Genomic DNA, 16,107 nt, shown 5'->3' with positions numbered 1-16,107 from the left:
CTCGCTTTCCATAGATTGGACAAAGAGGCTGCGATATACTTTTTGACAGAGCCAGATGGCTCTCGAAATGATTGTTGCAAGCCGAGCAGGTGACTTAACGCGCTGTACCAGCGAAGTAGACTGTGATGGCCTTAGGCACATCCTCGAGCGGTCCTGTCAATTGGACGACATGATTTAGATGATAGAACGTGCTCGTCGTCTCGACATCGTCGAAGCGATTCGTGGCGTCATGGACGAACACGGGAACACCAGCACCGAGGGCAATCCCGAGCTCGATATGGCTGCTGTTGCCGGCCGGCAGTAAAATGATGACGAAGTCCGAAGCCTTGATGGTCTCGAACTCACTCGTGCCGATGGCTCGCAAGTTTTCAAGTGTCGTGGCGCGATCGTTCGTCGTCCAGTCGTATGTATGCGTGTGACCTTGCGAGAGAAGAGTATCACGCAGCTCCCTTACTCGTTCGATGTTTGCGAAGCGTGAGCCGATATAGAAGTTCATATGAGTCCTCCTAGCATATGTCATGTCGAGTGATTCATGTTGATGGCAATAACTTACCACAAGATATACAGGGAAATGAGTCCAAGCATCAAGAGTATGCCGACGCCTACGAAAATGGACTTGGATCGATGCCATCCTCGATATTTGGAAAGATGCACTGTTAATCCGATTGAAGAGGTTATCAACAATTTCATCGTTCCAAGTATCCACACGAATCCTGGCCCAATCCAATTTGGGGAGAACAAAACGTAAACGATGGATATGAAAAGGCTCCTGCCGCTAATCATCACCGCTTGAAAACGACGCGTCACATGACTTCCGTTCATTGTTTGACTCGATCGAATCGTGTCACCGCTACTTCATGAACGATAAGCAACAAAATCGCGATGAAAAAGATGAGCAATGCGACGTATTCCGGATTGACGTTCAGGAAGTAATTGAGCCCGAACAGTGGCGTCACGAATATGATATAGAGCGGATACTGAATCGCAAACAAGGCGTCCAACACCACGATGTCATACATATATGTTTCGAAGCTATTTAATGTGAAGACAGTGACACTTGCGAACAAAATAGCCATGATGAACAGTTTTGCGGCACGGTTTCGAAGTAAACACGTCCCAAGCATGCAAACGAGCAGTAAGCCGGATGCGAAAGCATGAATTGGGTGAATCTCTGCATCAGGAAACATGAAGGATGGAATTAGGTTCACGATGAACGCGAGTATATAGACCGATGACAAGACGACGAGGCATTTCTTTGAATTAGCCATTTCTGAACCCCTTTCTTGATGAGGGTTATATTTACATTTACTTACAAGTGTAATTTTACACTAAAGGGAGAGTGTGTCAAGATGAACAGGTGGAGTTAGACTAAAAAAAGAAAGGTGGAACAACAATGACAAAAGAGGAATTGAAAGCACTATTGCCGATAGAAGAGGTCGAAATCAAACTCGAAGATGTGGAAGGATTGCCGCGCTTCGCATTCGTTAACGAGCGTGAACGTTTCGAGGAAGTACAGGAGGAGTATCAGGACGACGAGGAGCCATGGCCGGACGGGCTTTATATCATCGGGTATGGGGACTTTTTAGGGACCCCATTTGTGTGAACATCGAGTCGAATTACGTCATCATCGTCAGTCATGAGACGTTCGAAGTGGATGAGATGTTGTCGACTTCCGTCAAGGATTGGTTACGGTAAGGTGGGCGAGCCATTGTTTGAGCAACAAGTCATCATTTCATCCTTAGGTGAGGAGGAAATGGAACTTCAGATGTTCACGATAGTCGGTGCTTCAAAAAAAGCAACGCTGTTAACGAGGGCCGACGCTGCACAACTTCGTGCTTTACAAGAAACCGATTTGCGGTTCATCCGCGTTGGTTACGATAGCGATGGGAATTGGCTAACTATCGATTTAGGCAACGGGGAGCTATTTTTTTGTAACGACGAATACAGACCGAGTGATGTGATTCGCACACCGATTGAAACGGTTATGAACTGGGCCCCGACGACAGAGCGACTATTGCTCTTGACGCAACGTTTAAAGCGCGGAGAGTTGTCTGAACAAGAACTTCCTCGAAAACGTTATACCCCGACGTTCGAAGAGATGATCAAATGGGTTTTGTATGTGAAGGAGGGCTTAGTGACGCGGGAAGACGTATCCGATTGGGCCGGACGTGTGCTTCAGCAGTCAGATGACGACCTCATTGTGGGCATGACGACTGATTCACTTGTCTGGTTAAACGGGATCGATTTACCCGACGGAGACAGCGGTTACTTACATGATGAATCGGATCTGGATGAATGGGTCTTGCAACTTGAAAGGAAGATTGATGAGCTTTAGTAAGTTGGAGTCGTAAAAAACGTCCAAACCACACACATCATATGAATCGTCGCAAGTGTATAAAGGACAGCGAGTAAACCGAATAGGCGCGGGTTGTCACGATTCTTGAAATAGCGAATCGTGTATTCTGAAATGATTGCGCTAGTGAGTGGAATCACGGAGAACATCATGAGGAAGGGCAAATACATGAAAGTCTCGAGGTCGATGAGCGCAACGATGAAATGGTCTTGATCGATCAGGACAGTCTCTATATACAAATACTGACGAATGAGGATATAAATCCATGCCACAAACGATAAAATGCCTAGCAGATGAATGCGCAAATTACATTCTCCTTCTTGTTATAAATTGGATATTGATTGAAATGATTAGGCTCATCACCATAAGGTGTGGTTGACGCATAAAATCCATCAGATTTTGAATTGAACATAGAAAAAAAGCGAAAACCCCGGTATCGTAATTGTTGCTTAGACAAACCACGATTGGAGTTTTCGCTTTGTCCCAACAGTTTATCAAATTACTTCTTCCACTTCCAGACCTTTTTCAGATTCAGATGTCTTCAGACGAAGAACCAAACGTTTTTCCGGTCATCCCGGATCGACATGATATCCCTTGTCCGCTGTGCCAGAGAAAGACCATCCTGCATTCGAAAAAGCGGCGTCGCTTTCGACACGGTCATGCGTGGAACGTCGGTGTACTCTGGATCGAACTGGATGTCCCACGTCAAAGATGCACCTCTTGTGATTTGACGTTCGTGTATGACTACGGTCTCGGGCTCGTCCGCACTTCCACCGAGGTTTTCCGGAAAGGCATCGCAAAACGTTGCCACGGACGGACAATCTCAGATGTCGCACGCGAGTACAGCCTCCCTTATACGACGGTGGAGCGCTGGTTCTATCAGTACGCTTCGGTGGAGACGATGGAGCGTGCAACGCATGTCCTGGTCGACGAGTTCGCCACGAGAAAGGGGCACCACTATGCGACGATTGTCCTCGATGCCAAGAGTGGCCAGCTTCTGTCCATTGTCCCGGGCCGGGACGTGGCAGCCATCTCGGCAGCACTTCAAGGCGTATCCGGGGATGTCCGTTCTGTCGTCAGTGATTTTGCACCGGCGATGGCGAAGGCCATCAACCATGTCTTCCCGGAGGCAGAACATGTGCTGGACCGGTTCCACCTCGTCCAGTTCGTCACGGACGCCCTTCGCCGACGGCGTCGTTTTTGAACGAGGCAAGACGCCATCACCACGTTCGCGTGATCGATCGTTCGCTCGCGCGTCGCCCGGAAACGCTGACTGGGGAAGACCGGGAGGTCGCCCGTTCCTGTATGCAGGAAGATCCATTCATTCGGAACCTCTATCAAGGGCTCCAGCATATCCGATATGTGCTGAAGGCGACGTGCGAGATACAGGCGCAACGGCGGCTCACAGACTGGTTGGACCGTTATCAGTTCCATCCGTGCGGGCCCCTGGCGAAGATCGCGAAAGCAATCCGGGTCCGGGAGCAAGCGATGCGCCAGACAATCGTGTCAAGGCTGTCGAACGGGAAGATGGAAGGGACGAACAACAAGATCAAGCTCATCAAACGCCGTGGCTATGGCTATCGAAACCTCGAGCGATTCTTTTTAAGATTGCGCCTCGAGATCGGTCGTCAAAATAGCAACCACGAGTTATGGTGATGAGCCAGAAAAAGAGGATGAATTTATCGAAGTTTTCTCAAACAGGGGGTAAAATTACAAAGAATTTTTTCTTTTGTTCTTTGCCCAGATCACTAGAAACGATAGAAAGATCAAAATAAATAAGCCGTACTGATAACCGGGATGTATGGATTCTACAAGGCCATAAACAACAGCCACTTCAAGAGAAACGGCCGGAATTTTACCGATGGTGCTGGCAATAATGAATAAGCCACCTGGAATGGGCGTCAAGGCCGCCCCTGCTGTTACCAGACCTGATGGGACAAAAGGAATTAAGCGCAGCAAGATGATTGCCCAGAAGACGCGGCTTATTGAAGAACTCTGGATGTACCTCCAGAACGGCCGCTTTAACCACTTTGGATTAACTTTTGAAAACCCATATCGATATAGGTAAAATCCGACGATAGCGCCAAAAATCTCCCCCGACAAAGAAAGGATGACGCCAATGGTTAACCCTAAAGAACTGATATTGAGAGACGTGAGCAAAAAGCTTGGGAAAAAGCCAACTGCACCCATACTTATGTTGAAAATGAGAAGCAGCAGAAATTCTAAAACGGGGAACTGAGTGTTTATGGTATAATCCGCCTCCTGCGCTGTTTAAAAAATTGATGGTATATAAAAGTTCAGTTGAATGAAATTTTAAGATAGAGAAGTGCGTTCTATATCCGTTTTTTTCGAATTCGGTAATACACTAATCCTGAAAAGCCAACGACGAGGAGGAACAAATAGATTGAACTTAAAATCCCAGGTGGGAAAAATGTGCGAACGTCTTCAGAATTAGAAGGAAGGTTTGTCTCAGAAGCACTGACAACGGGAAACTGATAAGAATACAAAAGAGTGCCATCCTGATCAGTAATCCTTAATAGTCCATCTTCTTTTACAGCGATTGTCACTTGCTCATCTGTTTGGTGTGTATAAAAGAAATCGCCTGGCGTAATGTATTCCACATCACCGGCAAAAAAGCTGCTTTCTTTCGGAATGCTCACTGTTTTAAAATTTTCAAATCCAAAATCCAAAAGTTGAATAGTGTCAGCATAAGCTTCTGCCTCTGTGTCGCTTTTTAAGGTGACGACAATTAAATTCAGGTTTTCTCTTTTGGCTGTCGTGGCCAGCGTGACGCCTGCTTCTGGCACAAACCCGGTTTTACCACCCGTAACGCCTTCATAAGGTTTTTCCCTTAATAGTTTGTGGTGGGTATAAAGCGTGGTATCCCAGGATTCACCGTTCCAGGGCAGTTCTTTTGTTCCAAATATTTTCATGAATTCATCGTTCTTCATCGCATATCGGGTTAACTTCGCTAAATCTTCGGCTGTCGTAACATGCTCGGGATCAAAAAGACCGTGGGGATTTTCGAAGTTCGTATTCCGCAGGCCAATTACATCTTCTAAATATAAATTCATATCAGCAGAAAATAACTCAACGCTGCCGCTGATGTGTTCAGCAATGGCGACGCCGGCATCATTTCCAGAGTTGACTAAGAGGCCCAGCAACAGTTTTTCTAAAGTCACTTGTTCTCCCTCTTCCAAATAAACACGGGTGCCTTCCGTATTGCGTGCTTTTTTACTGATGGTTACAACATCATTTAATTTTCTGTTTTCAATTGCATAAATGGCTGTGGCAATTTTTGTTAGGCTGGCAGGATACATCTGCGACTGTGCATTTTTTTCATAGAGGATTTCTCCAGTCGTTGCTTCCATGACAATAGCTGCTTCACTGGATACGTTTGGCAGGGAAGGGTCATCAGTTTTACTGAAAACGGACGAAACGATTAAAGTGTTGATCATGATTAAAATGGTTGAAACAACACTTAGTTTTTTCATAACTACTCCCTCCTGAGTGATTATTTTAGTTCTGCTTTATTATATAATTGACGGTTTCCCGGTCCGAATCAGTCGGTAAATGAAAGGTTTGCTGGTATTTCTCGTGTCCTTTACCGGTAATCACAATCCAGTCGCCTTCCTTGCTTTCATGGATTGCTTGCTGAATGGCGAGTGTACGGTCTGGAACGATGCTGCCTTTTGAGTTGCCGTATGTTTCATTTAGTTGGTTTAAAACTTCCAGCATATCTCCTGGAGAAACATTGTTCAGGTCGTCCAACGTTAAAATGTAGCGGTCACTCATTTCAGCAGATATGGATAGCATGTGCTTTCTCTTGCTGGCATCTCGATTTCCACGAAAGCCGAAAATATGGGTTATTCGTTGGGCCCCTTGTGATTTTGCAGTTTCCAGGCAGTAAGAGATGGCATCCGGAGTATGGGCATAATCCACAATAACGATCGAGCCCTTGGCCAGTTTCGTGACCTCAAAGCGTCCATCGACTCCCTTGAAATGGTGAATGGAGTTTAAGAGCTTTTCTTTGGGGATACCCAGCAACAATGATGTTCCGTAGGCCATTAAGGTGTTATACATATTGTGCATTCCGGTCATGGCAGCGACCATTTGATACGTTTCGTTACTTTCAATCACCCGCATAGTGGAGGACAGTGAATGAAATTTTGCAACACGCAGGTTGCATTCAGTGGATGTGCCAATTGCATAAATCGGTTTTCCCTTTGTTTGCAGGATTCCACAGAGCTTTCGTCCCCACTCATTATCTGTATTCACTACAGCAATCCCATGTTCTTTCATCTGATTGAACATTGTAAGCTTCGCCTGAAAATATTCTTCCATGGAACTGTGATAATCCAGGTGTTCATGGTGAAGATTGAGGAACAAGCCGTAATCAAATTCAATGCCTTCTAACCGATACTGGGCCAGTCCATGAGAAGAAACTTCCATAATGACGACCTCATCCTGACTGAGGGTCAACAGTTTATGGAGAGCGAGTGAATTTGGTGTGGTGTTCGAGCTTTTCATTTTTTCGCCATTGATAATATTTTGGTTGGTACCGATGACAGAACAACTCATACCGTTGCTTTCCAGAAAGTGCTGGAGCATATAGCTCGTCGTCGTTTTTCCGTTGGTGCCCGTAATTCCAATCATTATTTTCTGGTCAGATGGACGGCCATAAAAATTCCTGGCCAGGATGCCAAGCGCTTTCCGGCTATTTTCCACCTGTAAATAAGGGACACCTAACCGGGTAATTCCTTGTTCTCCGATGACAAGGGCTGCCCCTTTTTCAATTGCCTGGTCAATAAACCCGTGACCATCAATTTCAAATCCTTTAATAGCAACAAACACAAAACCTTTTGCCACATCGCTTGAGTTATCGGCAATCCCCTTGATGTCTAATTCTAATATTCTGGAATCTAATCGGGAGATCAGACCGGATTCGTTCAAAAGCTGATTTGTTTTCATAGATTTGGTGACCTCTCTAAAACTATTTAAATTTGATTTATTCTATTATAAAAATGTTGAAAAAATGTGCAGAATTTATACGGGAAGCCTAACTACTAAAACTTAATGTTTTTGTAATACAAACGAAATCGAATCCTTTATGAACCATTACAGATAAAAACCCGGGATCTTGTTGACAAGATCCCGGGTTTTGGCGCTTTTATTCGGGTGACAGTTCGCTTTCAGTCACCCATTTATGATTGGTGACTTCCTCGCCTCCGGTGGTCGGGACGAAATCAACCATATAGACGGTCGTTTCTTCGGTAGAATCAACCGTAGCCGTTGCGCCGTCCATTCCCTCCATATGGTCAGCGGCAATGGCCGCTTCATCGCCCGTTTCCAATGGTTCATCACCTGGATTTTCCAATTCTGCGTGAATCACCCATTTGTGATTTTCAACCGGCTCGCCTCCGTCCGTCGGCGTATAGGTCACTGCATAGGCGGTTGTATCATAAGCCCCGACAATTGTGGCTTCAGCACCTTTCATGCCTTCCATATGATCGGTTTCAATAATCGCCTGGCTTCCAACTTCAAAGGTTGGATTTTCGGCTTCCTGCAAATCATCCGGGACTTCACCTGAACCGGAATAGAAGAAACTGCACAGAAAATCAAGAATTAATCGGTAAACTGGATTGGTTGACGTCTTCTGGAACGGTTAAGCAAGCACGGGGAAGTAGAAGTTAAGAGAGGGGCTGTATTTAATTTTACATACCTTGAAATTCCCCGAGTCTTATATAGAAAATTTCATTTGATTCCTTAAGGGATACAAAAATGATAAAGAAGAGGATTCAACTTACTGTAATAGGAGGTGTACAAGTGGCGGAAATTAGTTTGTATCTTGCGTTTGGCGCAGGGCTTTTATCATTTATCTCTCCATGCTCCCTTCCTTTGTATCCGGCTTTTTTATCCTACCTTACTGGAGTTTCAGTCAATGAGTTAAAGACGGGCAAGGGAATGATGAGGAGCACGGCTTTGATTCATACGGTTCTATTTTTGATAGGTTTCTCCATCATTTTTTTAGCGTTGGGCTTGTCGACTTCGCTTATCGGAAACTTCTTCTTGGAATATCAAGTTCTTCTACGTCAATTGGGCGCTATTTTGATGGTGTTTTTTGGCTTGGTCCTAACCGGTATTCTGAAATTCGACTTCCTGCTGTCGGATAAGAAATTACAGTTCCAGAAAAGGCCCTCCGGATACGCGGGTTCTGTTCTGATCGGCATTGGCTTTGCAGCTGGATGGACCCCGTGTACCGGTCCCATACTTGCAGGAGTTATTGCACTCGGAGTAGCGGATCCGGACAGTGGCTTACTCTATATGCTGTTTTACGTTCTGGGATTTTCCATTCCTTTTCTCTTGATGTCGTTTTTTATTGAGAAAATGACTTTCTTGAAGAAGAAGAGCGCTCTTTTCATGTCAATAGGAGGAGCATTAATGATTCTGATGGGCGTTTTACTTTACTTTGACATGCTGACAGAAATCATCGCTTTTTTATCGCAATTTACGGGTGGATTTACAGGGTTTTAATGGACTCAACCCATCATCTAGGAAGGACGTGACAGTGTATGGCTGCTAAAAAGGATAAAAAGAGAAATCGCTTGATTATGAGGACAAGTATTTGTTCATTCTGGTTGTCGCTATTGCATTTACCATCTACAACGGATTAACAAAAGAGAAAAACGAATTGCTGCAAGTTGGAGATTCGGCACCCGATTTTGCGTTGACGGATTTGAACGGGGAACGGCATCAGCTGTCTGAGTACAAAGGGCAGGGGGTGTTCGTGAACTTTTGGGGTACTTGGTGCAAACCGTGCGAAAAAGAGTTCCCGCTGATGGAAAAGCAGTACCAGGTATACAAGGATCAAGGTGTGGAGATACTCGCTGTCAATATTGCGCAATCCGATTATGAAGTGAGACAATTTGCTGAACAGCGAAATTTAACGTTCCCGATTGTTATCGATAAGGACAAAAGTGTTATGGAGCTTATAATATCCGTCCATTGCCGACTACTCTGTTAGTCAATCAAGAGGGCAAAATCGAGAAAATTATTACGGGTGAAATGTCCGAAGAGGATATCGCGAGTTATATGGAACAGATCAAACCGTGCTGATACCTCTGAATTTCCCAAGCATAATGCGGGCCACGTTATTTTGAAAAATGCTGCAAAGAAAAAACGAGAAAAAAACATTTCTTTAAAGTGGACTAACCGAAAGAAAAGAAATGTCAGGTGTAGAAAATTTATAAATAAAAATCAGGCAAAGATCCTCCACCGGACCGATTGGAAGGATTATTCCTTTTGGGTCAATTGTAGAGGGAATGGATTACCTGTTTTGAAATCAAGATATCTGCACAAAAAGTCGAAACTTTTTCGTTAAACTTTAAGAATGTTATACTTATAAAAAATAAAAAATGACATATTCGGAGGGCATCTACATGAAAAAAAAGAGAATAGGAACGGCAGTGCTGTCGGCTTTTCTTTTGCTGGCAGGCTGCAGCAATGATACAACGGATTCATTTGAAGTGCCGTTTGAAGGGGAACTGAACCATGTTCATGGGATGGGTTATGCAGGAAATGAGAACGGACTGTATTTTGCCTCGCATACCGGGCTGAAAATTTACCGGGAAGAGGGCTGGTTCGAAACGGCGGATAATTTTCATGATTATATGGGCTTTAATGCAACAAATGAAGGATTTATTACGTCGGGCCACCCAAGTGCAGACTCAGAATTACCCAATCCCCTAGGGATACAGCGAAGCATCGACAGCGGTAAATCGATTGAAGAGATTGCATTTCAAGGAGAAACGGATTTTCATGCCATGGCGGTGGGATATAACAGTAACGACATTTTCCTAATCAATCCGGCCAAGAATTCCCTATTGGAAGCCGGCGTATATAAAAGCGGTGATGAAGGCGAATCATGGAAAACTGTGAAGGCTGAAGGGCTGGAAGGCGAAGTGACTTCGCTCGCTCTTCACCCGGCTGACTCAAACTTCGTCGCTGCAGCTACGGCTGCAGGGATTTATTTCTCACGGGATGGCGGAGAAAATTTTAAAGCCATTACAGACGGAAGTGAAACAGGCACAGCGGTGCATTTCACCGAAGACCATTTGTACTTCGGAAGCTACGGGACAGCGGCGGCTCTGGTGAAGTATACTATGGAAAATGAAGAACTCGAGCCGGTGGATACACCGGACCTTTCACAAGATGCCATCGCTTTTATTGCACAAAACCCGATGGATGGAATGGAACTGGCGATCTACACATTTGAAGGCAATGCCTACTTGTCGGAAGACGGATTACAGACCTGGAAAACGCTGCTGGAAGAGGGAAAAACCAAGTAGAAACCAGCTAGCCGTTTGAAAGACGAACCGAATCCAACAGCTTTCGGCAGCAGTCTTTGTCTTGATTGCTGCTAACCAATCGACTTAAAGAGGGATGCCATGTTAAACAGGCTTGCATTGAAAATAGGTTTGCTGTTTTTTGTGTTTATTATCATCATTGAATTGGTTTTGTTTCTAACCCTGTACGTTACTTTTGTCAATGAACGGGTGGATGAAGTCATGACCAACCTGCTTGCAAGAGGGAACACCCACAGCGAAGTATTGGAAGACAGTTTTGAACCGGCGACATTGAACCATGTGGCGTTGATGGAATCGGCCTCCGATTTCATCGTCATCATCACGGATGCAGATGGCAACGAATTGACCCATTCCGATCTGATTGAACCTGAAATGAGGGAAGTGTTGGAACATACCGATTTTGATGAGGTTCTGCAGGGAGGGAAGGTCGTGGAAGAGCGATGGGACAAAAAAGAGTTTATTGCGACGGACAGCCCAATCACCATTGAAGGAGAACATAGAGGCCACGTGTTCATGTTTGCGGAAACCAATCATATCAAAGGGATGGTCAGTCATTTGCGAAACCAATTCCTGATTGTTGGCCTGATTGCTGTCGGGTTGACCGTCATCACAATTTTTCTGCTATCCCGATTGATTACGTTGCCGTTGATTCGGATAAAAGAAGCGACGGAACAGTTAAGCGAAGGGCACCACGAGGTCAGCCTGAATATTGGCCGAAACGATGAGTTGGGAGAGCTGGCGAACGCCATCACTGCTCTATCCAGTGACTTGGAACATTTAAAAAATGAGCGGAATGAATTTTTGGCGAGTATTTCGCACGAGTTGCGGACGCCGTTGACCTATATCAAAGGATATGCCGATATCGCGAGCCGGCCGGATGCATCCGAGGAAGAGAAAAAGGAATACATTGGCATCATCCGGGAAGAGACGGCCCATTTGACGGAATTGATCCGGCAGCTGTTTGAGCTGGCTCAGATGGATCATAACCAGTTCGCCATTCAAAAAGAGGAATTTTCACTGGAGATGCTTTTTGCATCCGTCGTTGCCTTGGTTCGGCCAGCTTTTGACGAGAAACAGATTTCATTGGCTGTCCATTGTGAACATGAGATTGTCGCCTTCATTGATCCCGAACGTTTTCAGCAGGTATTGCTGAATGTCTTGGACAACGCCCGCAAGCATTCTCCTGAAGGAACACAAGTGGTATTACAGGGAGTCCAAGATAAAGGTACCATCACCATAAGCATCCGTGATGAAGGAGAGGGCATACCGGAAAAAGATCTTCCTTTTGTCTTTGAACAATTGTATCGGGTCGATAAATCCAGATCCAGACAGTACGGCGGAAGCGGTCTTGGCCTGGCGATTGCGAAAGAAATCGTCGAATCGCACGGTGGTCTCATGACGCTTCAAAGTGAGTACGGACAAGGGACAACCGTCCTGATAGAATTGAAAAGGGGGGATTCGCTTGCAGAAAGTGCTGTTGGTTGATGATGAACAACGAATGCTGGATTTAGTGGCTTTATATTTGAAGCCGCATCAGTACCTCTGTAAAAAAGCACTGGGAGCTCATGAAGCCCTCGACTATTTGGAATCGGAACCTTTCGATCTCGTCTTACTGGATATCATGATGCCGGAAATGGATGGCTGGGAACTGTGCCGCGAAATCCGGAAATTTTCGGATGTGCCAATCATTATGCTGACGGCGCGGGAACAACAGGAGGATATTGTTAAGGGATTGAATATCGGGGCGGATGATTACATCACAAAGCCGTTTAATGAAGATGAGTTGCTGGCCCGGATGGGGGCGCTGCTTCGCAGGAGAACTCCGAAAAATACCATTGAAGTGGACGGTTTGGTGTGGGAAAAAGACCGGTTTGAACTTACGTACGGCAAACATATCATCAAATTGACGCCAAAAGAATTTCTGATGGTGGGCCACCTGATGAAGAATGCCGACAAAGTGTTTACGAGGGAGCAGCTGATCCAGTTAATTTGGGGATTCGACTCAGAGACGGAAGGGCGGACCATCGATTCGCATGTGCGAAATGTTCGGGAAAAAATCCGCCAGTCCGGTTTTCCGGTCGATGATCATTTTCTCACGGTTTGGGGAATCGGCTACAAATGGATCCATGAAGCAGAATGATGCTTGATAAAAGAAAAGGTCCGTCGGAAAATATTTCCGACGGGCCTTTTTGAGTAAGGTTATGCGGCGTTACGGCAAGCTTCTGCACATCTACGGCAAGCTTCCGCACAGCGTCTGCAATGTTCATGATGATCGGCGTGCTTCTCACATTCCTCTGCGCAAGCTTCGCAAATGGTTGCGCAAACGGCTGCCAGTTCGGAAACGAACGGTGAATTGTGAGTAATGGCATGTTCCAAAAATGCACACATGTCCGCGCATTCCCGGTCTAATCGAATGCACTGTGCTAGCATCTTCACATCGTCTTCCTGCAGACAAGCGTCAAAACAATGGTTACATTCCGCTGCACAATCATGTAATGCCCGAATCAATTCCTGATGTTGTTCATGAGCCATGTTAAAACCTCCATTTCTTATTTTTGTTTCATTTACTGGATTTCCCTCTCCTTTCCAAACTAAACAGAAATACCGAAACTCCATAGAAACTGCACATTTTATAGACAAGTAATCAAATATTAAAATCAATGGTGCGGTTTTTTTGGGGGGTCATTGTGAACTTCTAAATTAGAGTCATGGAAACAGCGATAAAGTAAAATGATACTAAACACTTGATATACCCTATCGGGGTATGTTAAGTTTAAGGAAATATTACTTTAGGAGGAATAATAATGATTGAAACATTAAAAGTACAAGGTATGTCCTGCGGCCACTGTGCAAACTCGGTTGAAACGGGCGTCGGTGAACTCGAAGGGATTTCATCTGTGACAGTTGATCTTAAAAAAGGCGAAGTGGCAGTAGACTATGATACTGCCAAGACATCATTAAACGAAATTCAGAAAGCGATTGAAGAACAAGGGTATGACGTCGTATAAGGGTGCTTTCACAGCACACTTTACTTTTAAATGAAATATACCCTCGCGTGGTATATTCGGCAAGAACTTTGTGAATGTTAAGAATGTAAATAGGGTTAAATAGGATAAGAACCACTAGTTTGGAGGAGGCGCACTGAATGGCTAAAAATGATAAAGACCATCACCACCATCAAGACGAACAGGTAGATCACAGTAAAATGGATCATTCCAAACATGTTGGGCATTCGTACCATGAAGACCAAGTGAAAGAAGGCATTCAAGACGACAGCAATCCTGCCAAAATTCATGATGATCATGCCCATCACAATCATGGTGGCCACGATCATAGTGACCATGGACATCACCATCATGGGAATTTCAAAGAAATTTTCCTGAAGTCGCTGCCCTTGGGCATTGTCATTCTATTATTGTCGCCGATGATGGACGTTCGGCTTCCTTTCCAATTTACTTTTCCATACTCGGATATTGTGGTCGCTGTATTAGCAACTATCTTATTGGTTTATGGCGGAAAACCCTTCTATCAAGGTGCAATCGCTGAATTTAAGGAAAAAGCACCGGGCATGATGGCCCTTATTTCATTAGGGATATCCGTTTCCTATTTGTACAGCATTTACGCCGTGCTGGCACGCTACGTAACCGGCGATCACATCATGGATTTCTTCTTTGAATTCGCGTCCTTGCTGTTGATCATGCTCCTTGGACACTGGATCGAAATGAAGGCTATCGGAGAAGCAGGAGACGCGCAAAAATCGCTCGCCGAATTGGTGCCGAAAGATGCACATGTGGTATTGGAAGATGATTCGATCGAGACGCGTCCCGTAAATGAGCTGGAAGTCGGAGACCTTGTACGGGTTCAGGCCGGAGAAAACGTCCCTGCCGATGGCATCATCAAAAGAGGCACCTCGCGGATCAATGAAGCTTTGCTGACGGGGGAATCTAAACCCATTGAAAAAGGAGCCGGAGACAAAGTGATCGGCGGTTCCACGAACGGTGCAGGCATCTTATATCTTGAAGTACAGGAAACCGGCGACCAATCGTTCATTTCTCAAGTTCAAACCCTGATAAGCCAAGCGCAGGATCAACCTTCAAGAGCTGAAAATCTTGCTCAAAAAGTAGCCGGCTGGCTGTTTTATATCGCCATTGCGGTGGCTTTCATCGCTTTTGTCGTTTGGCTGTACATTGCTGACATTCAAACCGCTATTCTTTTTACGGTTACGACATTAGTCATTGCATGTCCACACGCTCTCGGCCTTGCCATTCCGCTGGTTATTGCACGAAGCACCAGTTTAGGTGCAAGCCGCGGGCTGTTGGTGAAAGACCGCGAAGCATTGGAGCTGGCAACTAAGGCTGATGTAATGATACTGGATAAAACGGGTACATTGACTACTGGCGAATTTAAAGTTTTGAACATGGAAACACTGGATGGTCAACATACCGAAGCCGAAATCGCGGCGTTAATGGCAGGGATTGAAGGCGGGTCCAGCCACCCAATCGCCCAGTCAATCGTCCAATACGCTGAGAAACAAGGGATTCAGCCTGTCCACTTTGATTCGATTGATGTTGTGTCGGGTGCGGGTATAGAAGGATACGCCAATGGCCGCAAATACGAATTGATCAGCCAAAAGGCACTTGGAAGAGATGTAGCGGTGGATGTTCCCAAAGGGGCAACATTAAGTATACTAGTTGAGGACGGGAATCCGATCGGTACGGTCGCATTAGGCGATGAATTGAAAGAAACGAGCAGAACGCTGATACAGGCATTGAAGCATTACAATATAAAACCGATTATGGCTACAGGTGACAATGAAACGGCTGCCCAAGGAGTAGCAGAGGAACTGGGCATTGAATACAGAGCCAATCAATCACCGCAAGATAAATATCATTTAGTGGAATCACTGAAAAATAATGGACAAACGGTTATCATGGTCGGCGATGGCGTCAACGATGCACCATCCCTTGCAATAGCAGACGTTGGGATAGCAGTCGGTGCCGGAACTCAAGTCGCCATCGATTCCGCTGATGTGATTTTGACTCAGTCGGATCCAGGCGATATTGAATCCTTTATCGAATTGGCCAATAAAACAACCAGTAAAATGAAACAGAACCTCGTGTGGGGAGCCGGTTATAACTTTATTGCCATTCCCATAGCGGCGGGTGTTCTAGCCTCCATTGGGATTACGTTGGCTCCTGCCGCAGGAGCAGTTCTGATGTCCGTGTCCACGGTTATCGTGGCTATCAATGCGATGACATTGAAACTAAGAAATAGAGCTGTTTAACACCGTGTTTAATTGTCGTACACGAAAAGTGCTGCCTCCCAAAAGTTGAATTTTCTTTAACCTTGGGGGCACAGTTTTGTATTAGGTTAAAGTCAAACGGAGGT

The 16,107-nt window shown here is 45.3% G+C and carries 17 protein-coding genes and 2 pseudogenes; 11 read left to right on the top strand and 8 right to left on the bottom strand.

From position 1 onward, the window contains the following. Positions 1 to 94: 94 nt before the first annotated feature. Both KNP75_RS07165 and KNP75_RS07160 read right to left on the bottom strand, forming a co-directional pair. On the bottom strand, positions 95 to 496 hold the full coding sequence (locus KNP75_RS07165) for a group-specific protein (RefSeq protein ID WP_214788520.1): 402 nt from the start codon (positions 494 to 496) through the stop codon (positions 95 to 97). A 322-nt stretch (positions 497 to 818) separates the two neighbouring features. Further along, positions 819 to 1,268 carry a hypothetical protein gene (locus KNP75_RS07160; RefSeq protein WP_214788517.1) on the bottom strand — a complete coding sequence of 150 codons (450 nt, stop codon included), beginning with the start codon at positions 1,266 to 1,268 and terminating at the stop codon, positions 819 to 821. 125 nt (positions 1,269 to 1,393) lie between these two features. Between KNP75_RS07160 and KNP75_RS07155 the strand changes: the two genes are divergently transcribed. Together KNP75_RS07155 and KNP75_RS07150 are read left to right on the top strand one after the other, a co-directional pair. Beyond that, complete coding sequence (locus KNP75_RS07155; protein ID WP_034777570.1) at positions 1,394 to 1,603, top strand: hypothetical protein; 210 nt, start codon at positions 1,394 to 1,396, stop codon at positions 1,601 to 1,603. A gap of 105 nt (positions 1,604 to 1,708) precedes the next feature. Next, a complete protein-coding gene (locus KNP75_RS07150) occupies positions 1,709 to 2,335 on the top strand; it encodes a hypothetical protein (RefSeq protein WP_058763613.1) in 627 nt (208 codons plus the stop codon). Here KNP75_RS07150 and KNP75_RS07145 read toward each other — a convergent pair. Further along, complete coding sequence (locus KNP75_RS07145; RefSeq protein WP_214710163.1) at positions 2,332 to 2,658, bottom strand: hypothetical protein; 327 nt, start codon at positions 2,656 to 2,658, stop codon at positions 2,332 to 2,334. The genes KNP75_RS07150 and KNP75_RS07145 overlap by 4 nt on opposite strands. 173 nt (positions 2,659 to 2,831) lie before the next feature. On the opposite strand from KNP75_RS07145, the gene KNP75_RS07140 reads away from it, so the two are divergent. Beyond that, complete coding sequence (locus KNP75_RS07140; protein WP_215190109.1) at positions 2,832 to 3,557, top strand: transposase; 726 nt, start codon at positions 2,832 to 2,834, stop codon at positions 3,555 to 3,557. After that, positions 3,554 to 4,009, top strand: a complete 456-nt coding sequence (locus tag KNP75_RS07135) for a transposase (protein WP_214825370.1) — start codon at positions 3,554 to 3,556, stop codon at positions 4,007 to 4,009. Before KNP75_RS07140 ends, KNP75_RS07135 begins: the two co-directional genes overlap by 4 nt. Positions 4,010 to 4,063: 54 nt before the next feature. Here the strand turns inward: KNP75_RS07135 and KNP75_RS07130 are convergent, their stop codons facing one another. The 4 genes and pseudogenes from KNP75_RS07130 to KNP75_RS07115 form a co-directional block, all read right to left on the bottom strand. Beyond that, complete coding sequence (locus KNP75_RS07130) at positions 4,064 to 4,543, bottom strand: TVP38/TMEM64 family protein (protein ID WP_125318013.1); 480 nt, start codon at positions 4,541 to 4,543, stop codon at positions 4,064 to 4,066. A 143-nt stretch (positions 4,544 to 4,686) separates the two neighbouring features. Continuing rightward, on the bottom strand, positions 4,687 to 5,847 hold the full coding sequence (locus KNP75_RS07125) for a D-alanyl-D-alanine carboxypeptidase family protein (protein ID WP_215190108.1): 1,161 nt from the start codon (positions 5,845 to 5,847) through the stop codon (positions 4,687 to 4,689). 25 nt (positions 5,848 to 5,872) lie between these two features. Further along, complete coding sequence (locus tag KNP75_RS07120; protein WP_029595522.1) at positions 5,873 to 7,324, bottom strand: UDP-N-acetylmuramoyl-L-alanyl-D-glutamate--2,6-diaminopimelate ligase; 1,452 nt, start codon at positions 7,322 to 7,324, stop codon at positions 5,873 to 5,875. Between the two features lie 199 nt (positions 7,325 to 7,523). Beyond that, a pseudogene (locus KNP75_RS07115) lies at positions 7,524 to 7,949 on the bottom strand (YdhK family protein); the annotation flags it as partial. A gap of 230 nt (positions 7,950 to 8,179) precedes the next feature. On the opposite strand from KNP75_RS07115, the gene KNP75_RS07110 reads away from it, so the two are divergent. The 5 genes and pseudogenes from KNP75_RS07110 to KNP75_RS07090 all read left to right on the top strand — a co-directional run bounded on the left by KNP75_RS07110 (position 8,180) and on the right by KNP75_RS07090 (position 12,859). Next, complete coding sequence (locus KNP75_RS07110) at positions 8,180 to 8,887, top strand: cytochrome c biogenesis CcdA family protein (protein WP_029595520.1); 708 nt, start codon at positions 8,180 to 8,182, stop codon at positions 8,885 to 8,887. A gap of 38 nt (positions 8,888 to 8,925) precedes the next feature. After that, positions 8,926 to 9,469: pseudogene (gene resA, locus KNP75_RS07105) on the top strand (thiol-disulfide oxidoreductase ResA). A 323-nt stretch (positions 9,470 to 9,792) separates the two neighbouring features. Further along, complete coding sequence (locus KNP75_RS07100; RefSeq protein WP_215190107.1) at positions 9,793 to 10,701, top strand: F510_1955 family glycosylhydrolase; 909 nt, start codon at positions 9,793 to 9,795, stop codon at positions 10,699 to 10,701. 99 nt (positions 10,702 to 10,800) lie between these two features. Then, entirely contained in the window at positions 10,801 to 12,204 is a 1,404-nt protein-coding gene (locus KNP75_RS07095) for a sensor histidine kinase (protein WP_215190106.1), read from the top strand. Then, positions 12,182 to 12,859, top strand: a complete 678-nt coding sequence (locus KNP75_RS07090; protein WP_215190105.1) for a response regulator transcription factor — start codon at positions 12,182 to 12,184, stop codon at positions 12,857 to 12,859. The genes KNP75_RS07095 and KNP75_RS07090 overlap by 23 nt, the downstream gene beginning before the upstream one ends. Before the next feature lie 59 nt (positions 12,860 to 12,918). On the opposite strand, the gene KNP75_RS07085 is transcribed toward KNP75_RS07090, so the two are convergent. After that, positions 12,919 to 13,251, bottom strand: a complete 333-nt coding sequence (locus KNP75_RS07085) for a four-helix bundle copper-binding protein (RefSeq protein ID WP_084158420.1) — start codon at positions 13,249 to 13,251, stop codon at positions 12,919 to 12,921. A 272-nt stretch (positions 13,252 to 13,523) separates the two neighbouring features. On the opposite strand from KNP75_RS07085, the gene copZ reads away from it, so the two are divergent. Next, positions 13,524 to 13,727 carry a copper chaperone CopZ gene (copZ, locus tag KNP75_RS07080; protein ID WP_029336157.1) on the top strand — a complete coding sequence of 68 codons (204 nt, stop codon included), beginning with the start codon at positions 13,524 to 13,526 and terminating at the stop codon, positions 13,725 to 13,727. 137 nt (positions 13,728 to 13,864) lie between these two features. Continuing rightward, positions 13,865 to 16,003 carry a heavy metal translocating P-type ATPase gene (locus KNP75_RS07075; protein WP_251128207.1) on the top strand — a complete coding sequence of 713 codons (2,139 nt, stop codon included), beginning with the start codon at positions 13,865 to 13,867 and terminating at the stop codon, positions 16,001 to 16,003. Positions 16,004 to 16,107: the final 104 nt, after the last annotated feature.

Source organism: Exiguobacterium sp. s6 (assembly GCF_018618155.1).
In the GTDB taxonomy this organism is placed as follows: Bacteria; Bacillota; Bacilli; order Exiguobacteriales; family Exiguobacteriaceae; genus Exiguobacterium; species Exiguobacterium mexicanum_A.
Note: the sequence above shows the minus strand (reverse complement) of the source record. Positions and strands in the feature narration are given on the sequence as shown.

Coding starts and splice junctions, on each gene's coding strand:
- KNP75_RS07085 (WP_084158420.1), bottom strand. CDS start 13,251: ATGGCTCATGAACAACATCAGGAATTGATTCGGGCATTACATGATTGT.
- KNP75_RS07125 (WP_215190108.1), bottom strand. CDS start 5,847: ATGAAAAAACTAAGTGTTGTTTCAACCATTTTAATCATGATCAACACT.
- KNP75_RS07130 (WP_125318013.1), bottom strand. CDS start 4,543: ATGGGTGCAGTTGGCTTTTTCCCAAGCTTTTTGCTCACGTCTCTCAAT.
- KNP75_RS07075 (WP_251128207.1), top strand. CDS start 13,865: ATGGCTAAAAATGATAAAGACCATCACCACCATCAAGACGAACAGGTA.
- KNP75_RS07120 (WP_029595522.1), bottom strand. CDS start 7,324: ATGAAAACAAATCAGCTTTTGAACGAATCCGGTCTGATCTCCCGATTA.
- copZ (WP_029336157.1), top strand. CDS start 13,524: ATGATTGAAACATTAAAAGTACAAGGTATGTCCTGCGGCCACTGTGCA.
- KNP75_RS07100 (WP_215190107.1), top strand. CDS start 9,793: ATGAAAAAAAAGAGAATAGGAACGGCAGTGCTGTCGGCTTTTCTTTTG.
- KNP75_RS07165 (WP_214788520.1), bottom strand. CDS start 496: ATGAACTTCTATATCGGCTCACGCTTCGCAAACATCGAACGAGTAAGG.
- KNP75_RS07095 (WP_215190106.1), top strand. CDS start 10,801: ATGTTAAACAGGCTTGCATTGAAAATAGGTTTGCTGTTTTTTGTGTTT.
- KNP75_RS07155 (WP_034777570.1), top strand. CDS start 1,394: ATGACAAAAGAGGAATTGAAAGCACTATTGCCGATAGAAGAGGTCGAA.
- KNP75_RS07160 (WP_214788517.1), bottom strand. CDS start 1,268: ATGGCTAATTCAAAGAAATGCCTCGTCGTCTTGTCATCGGTCTATATA.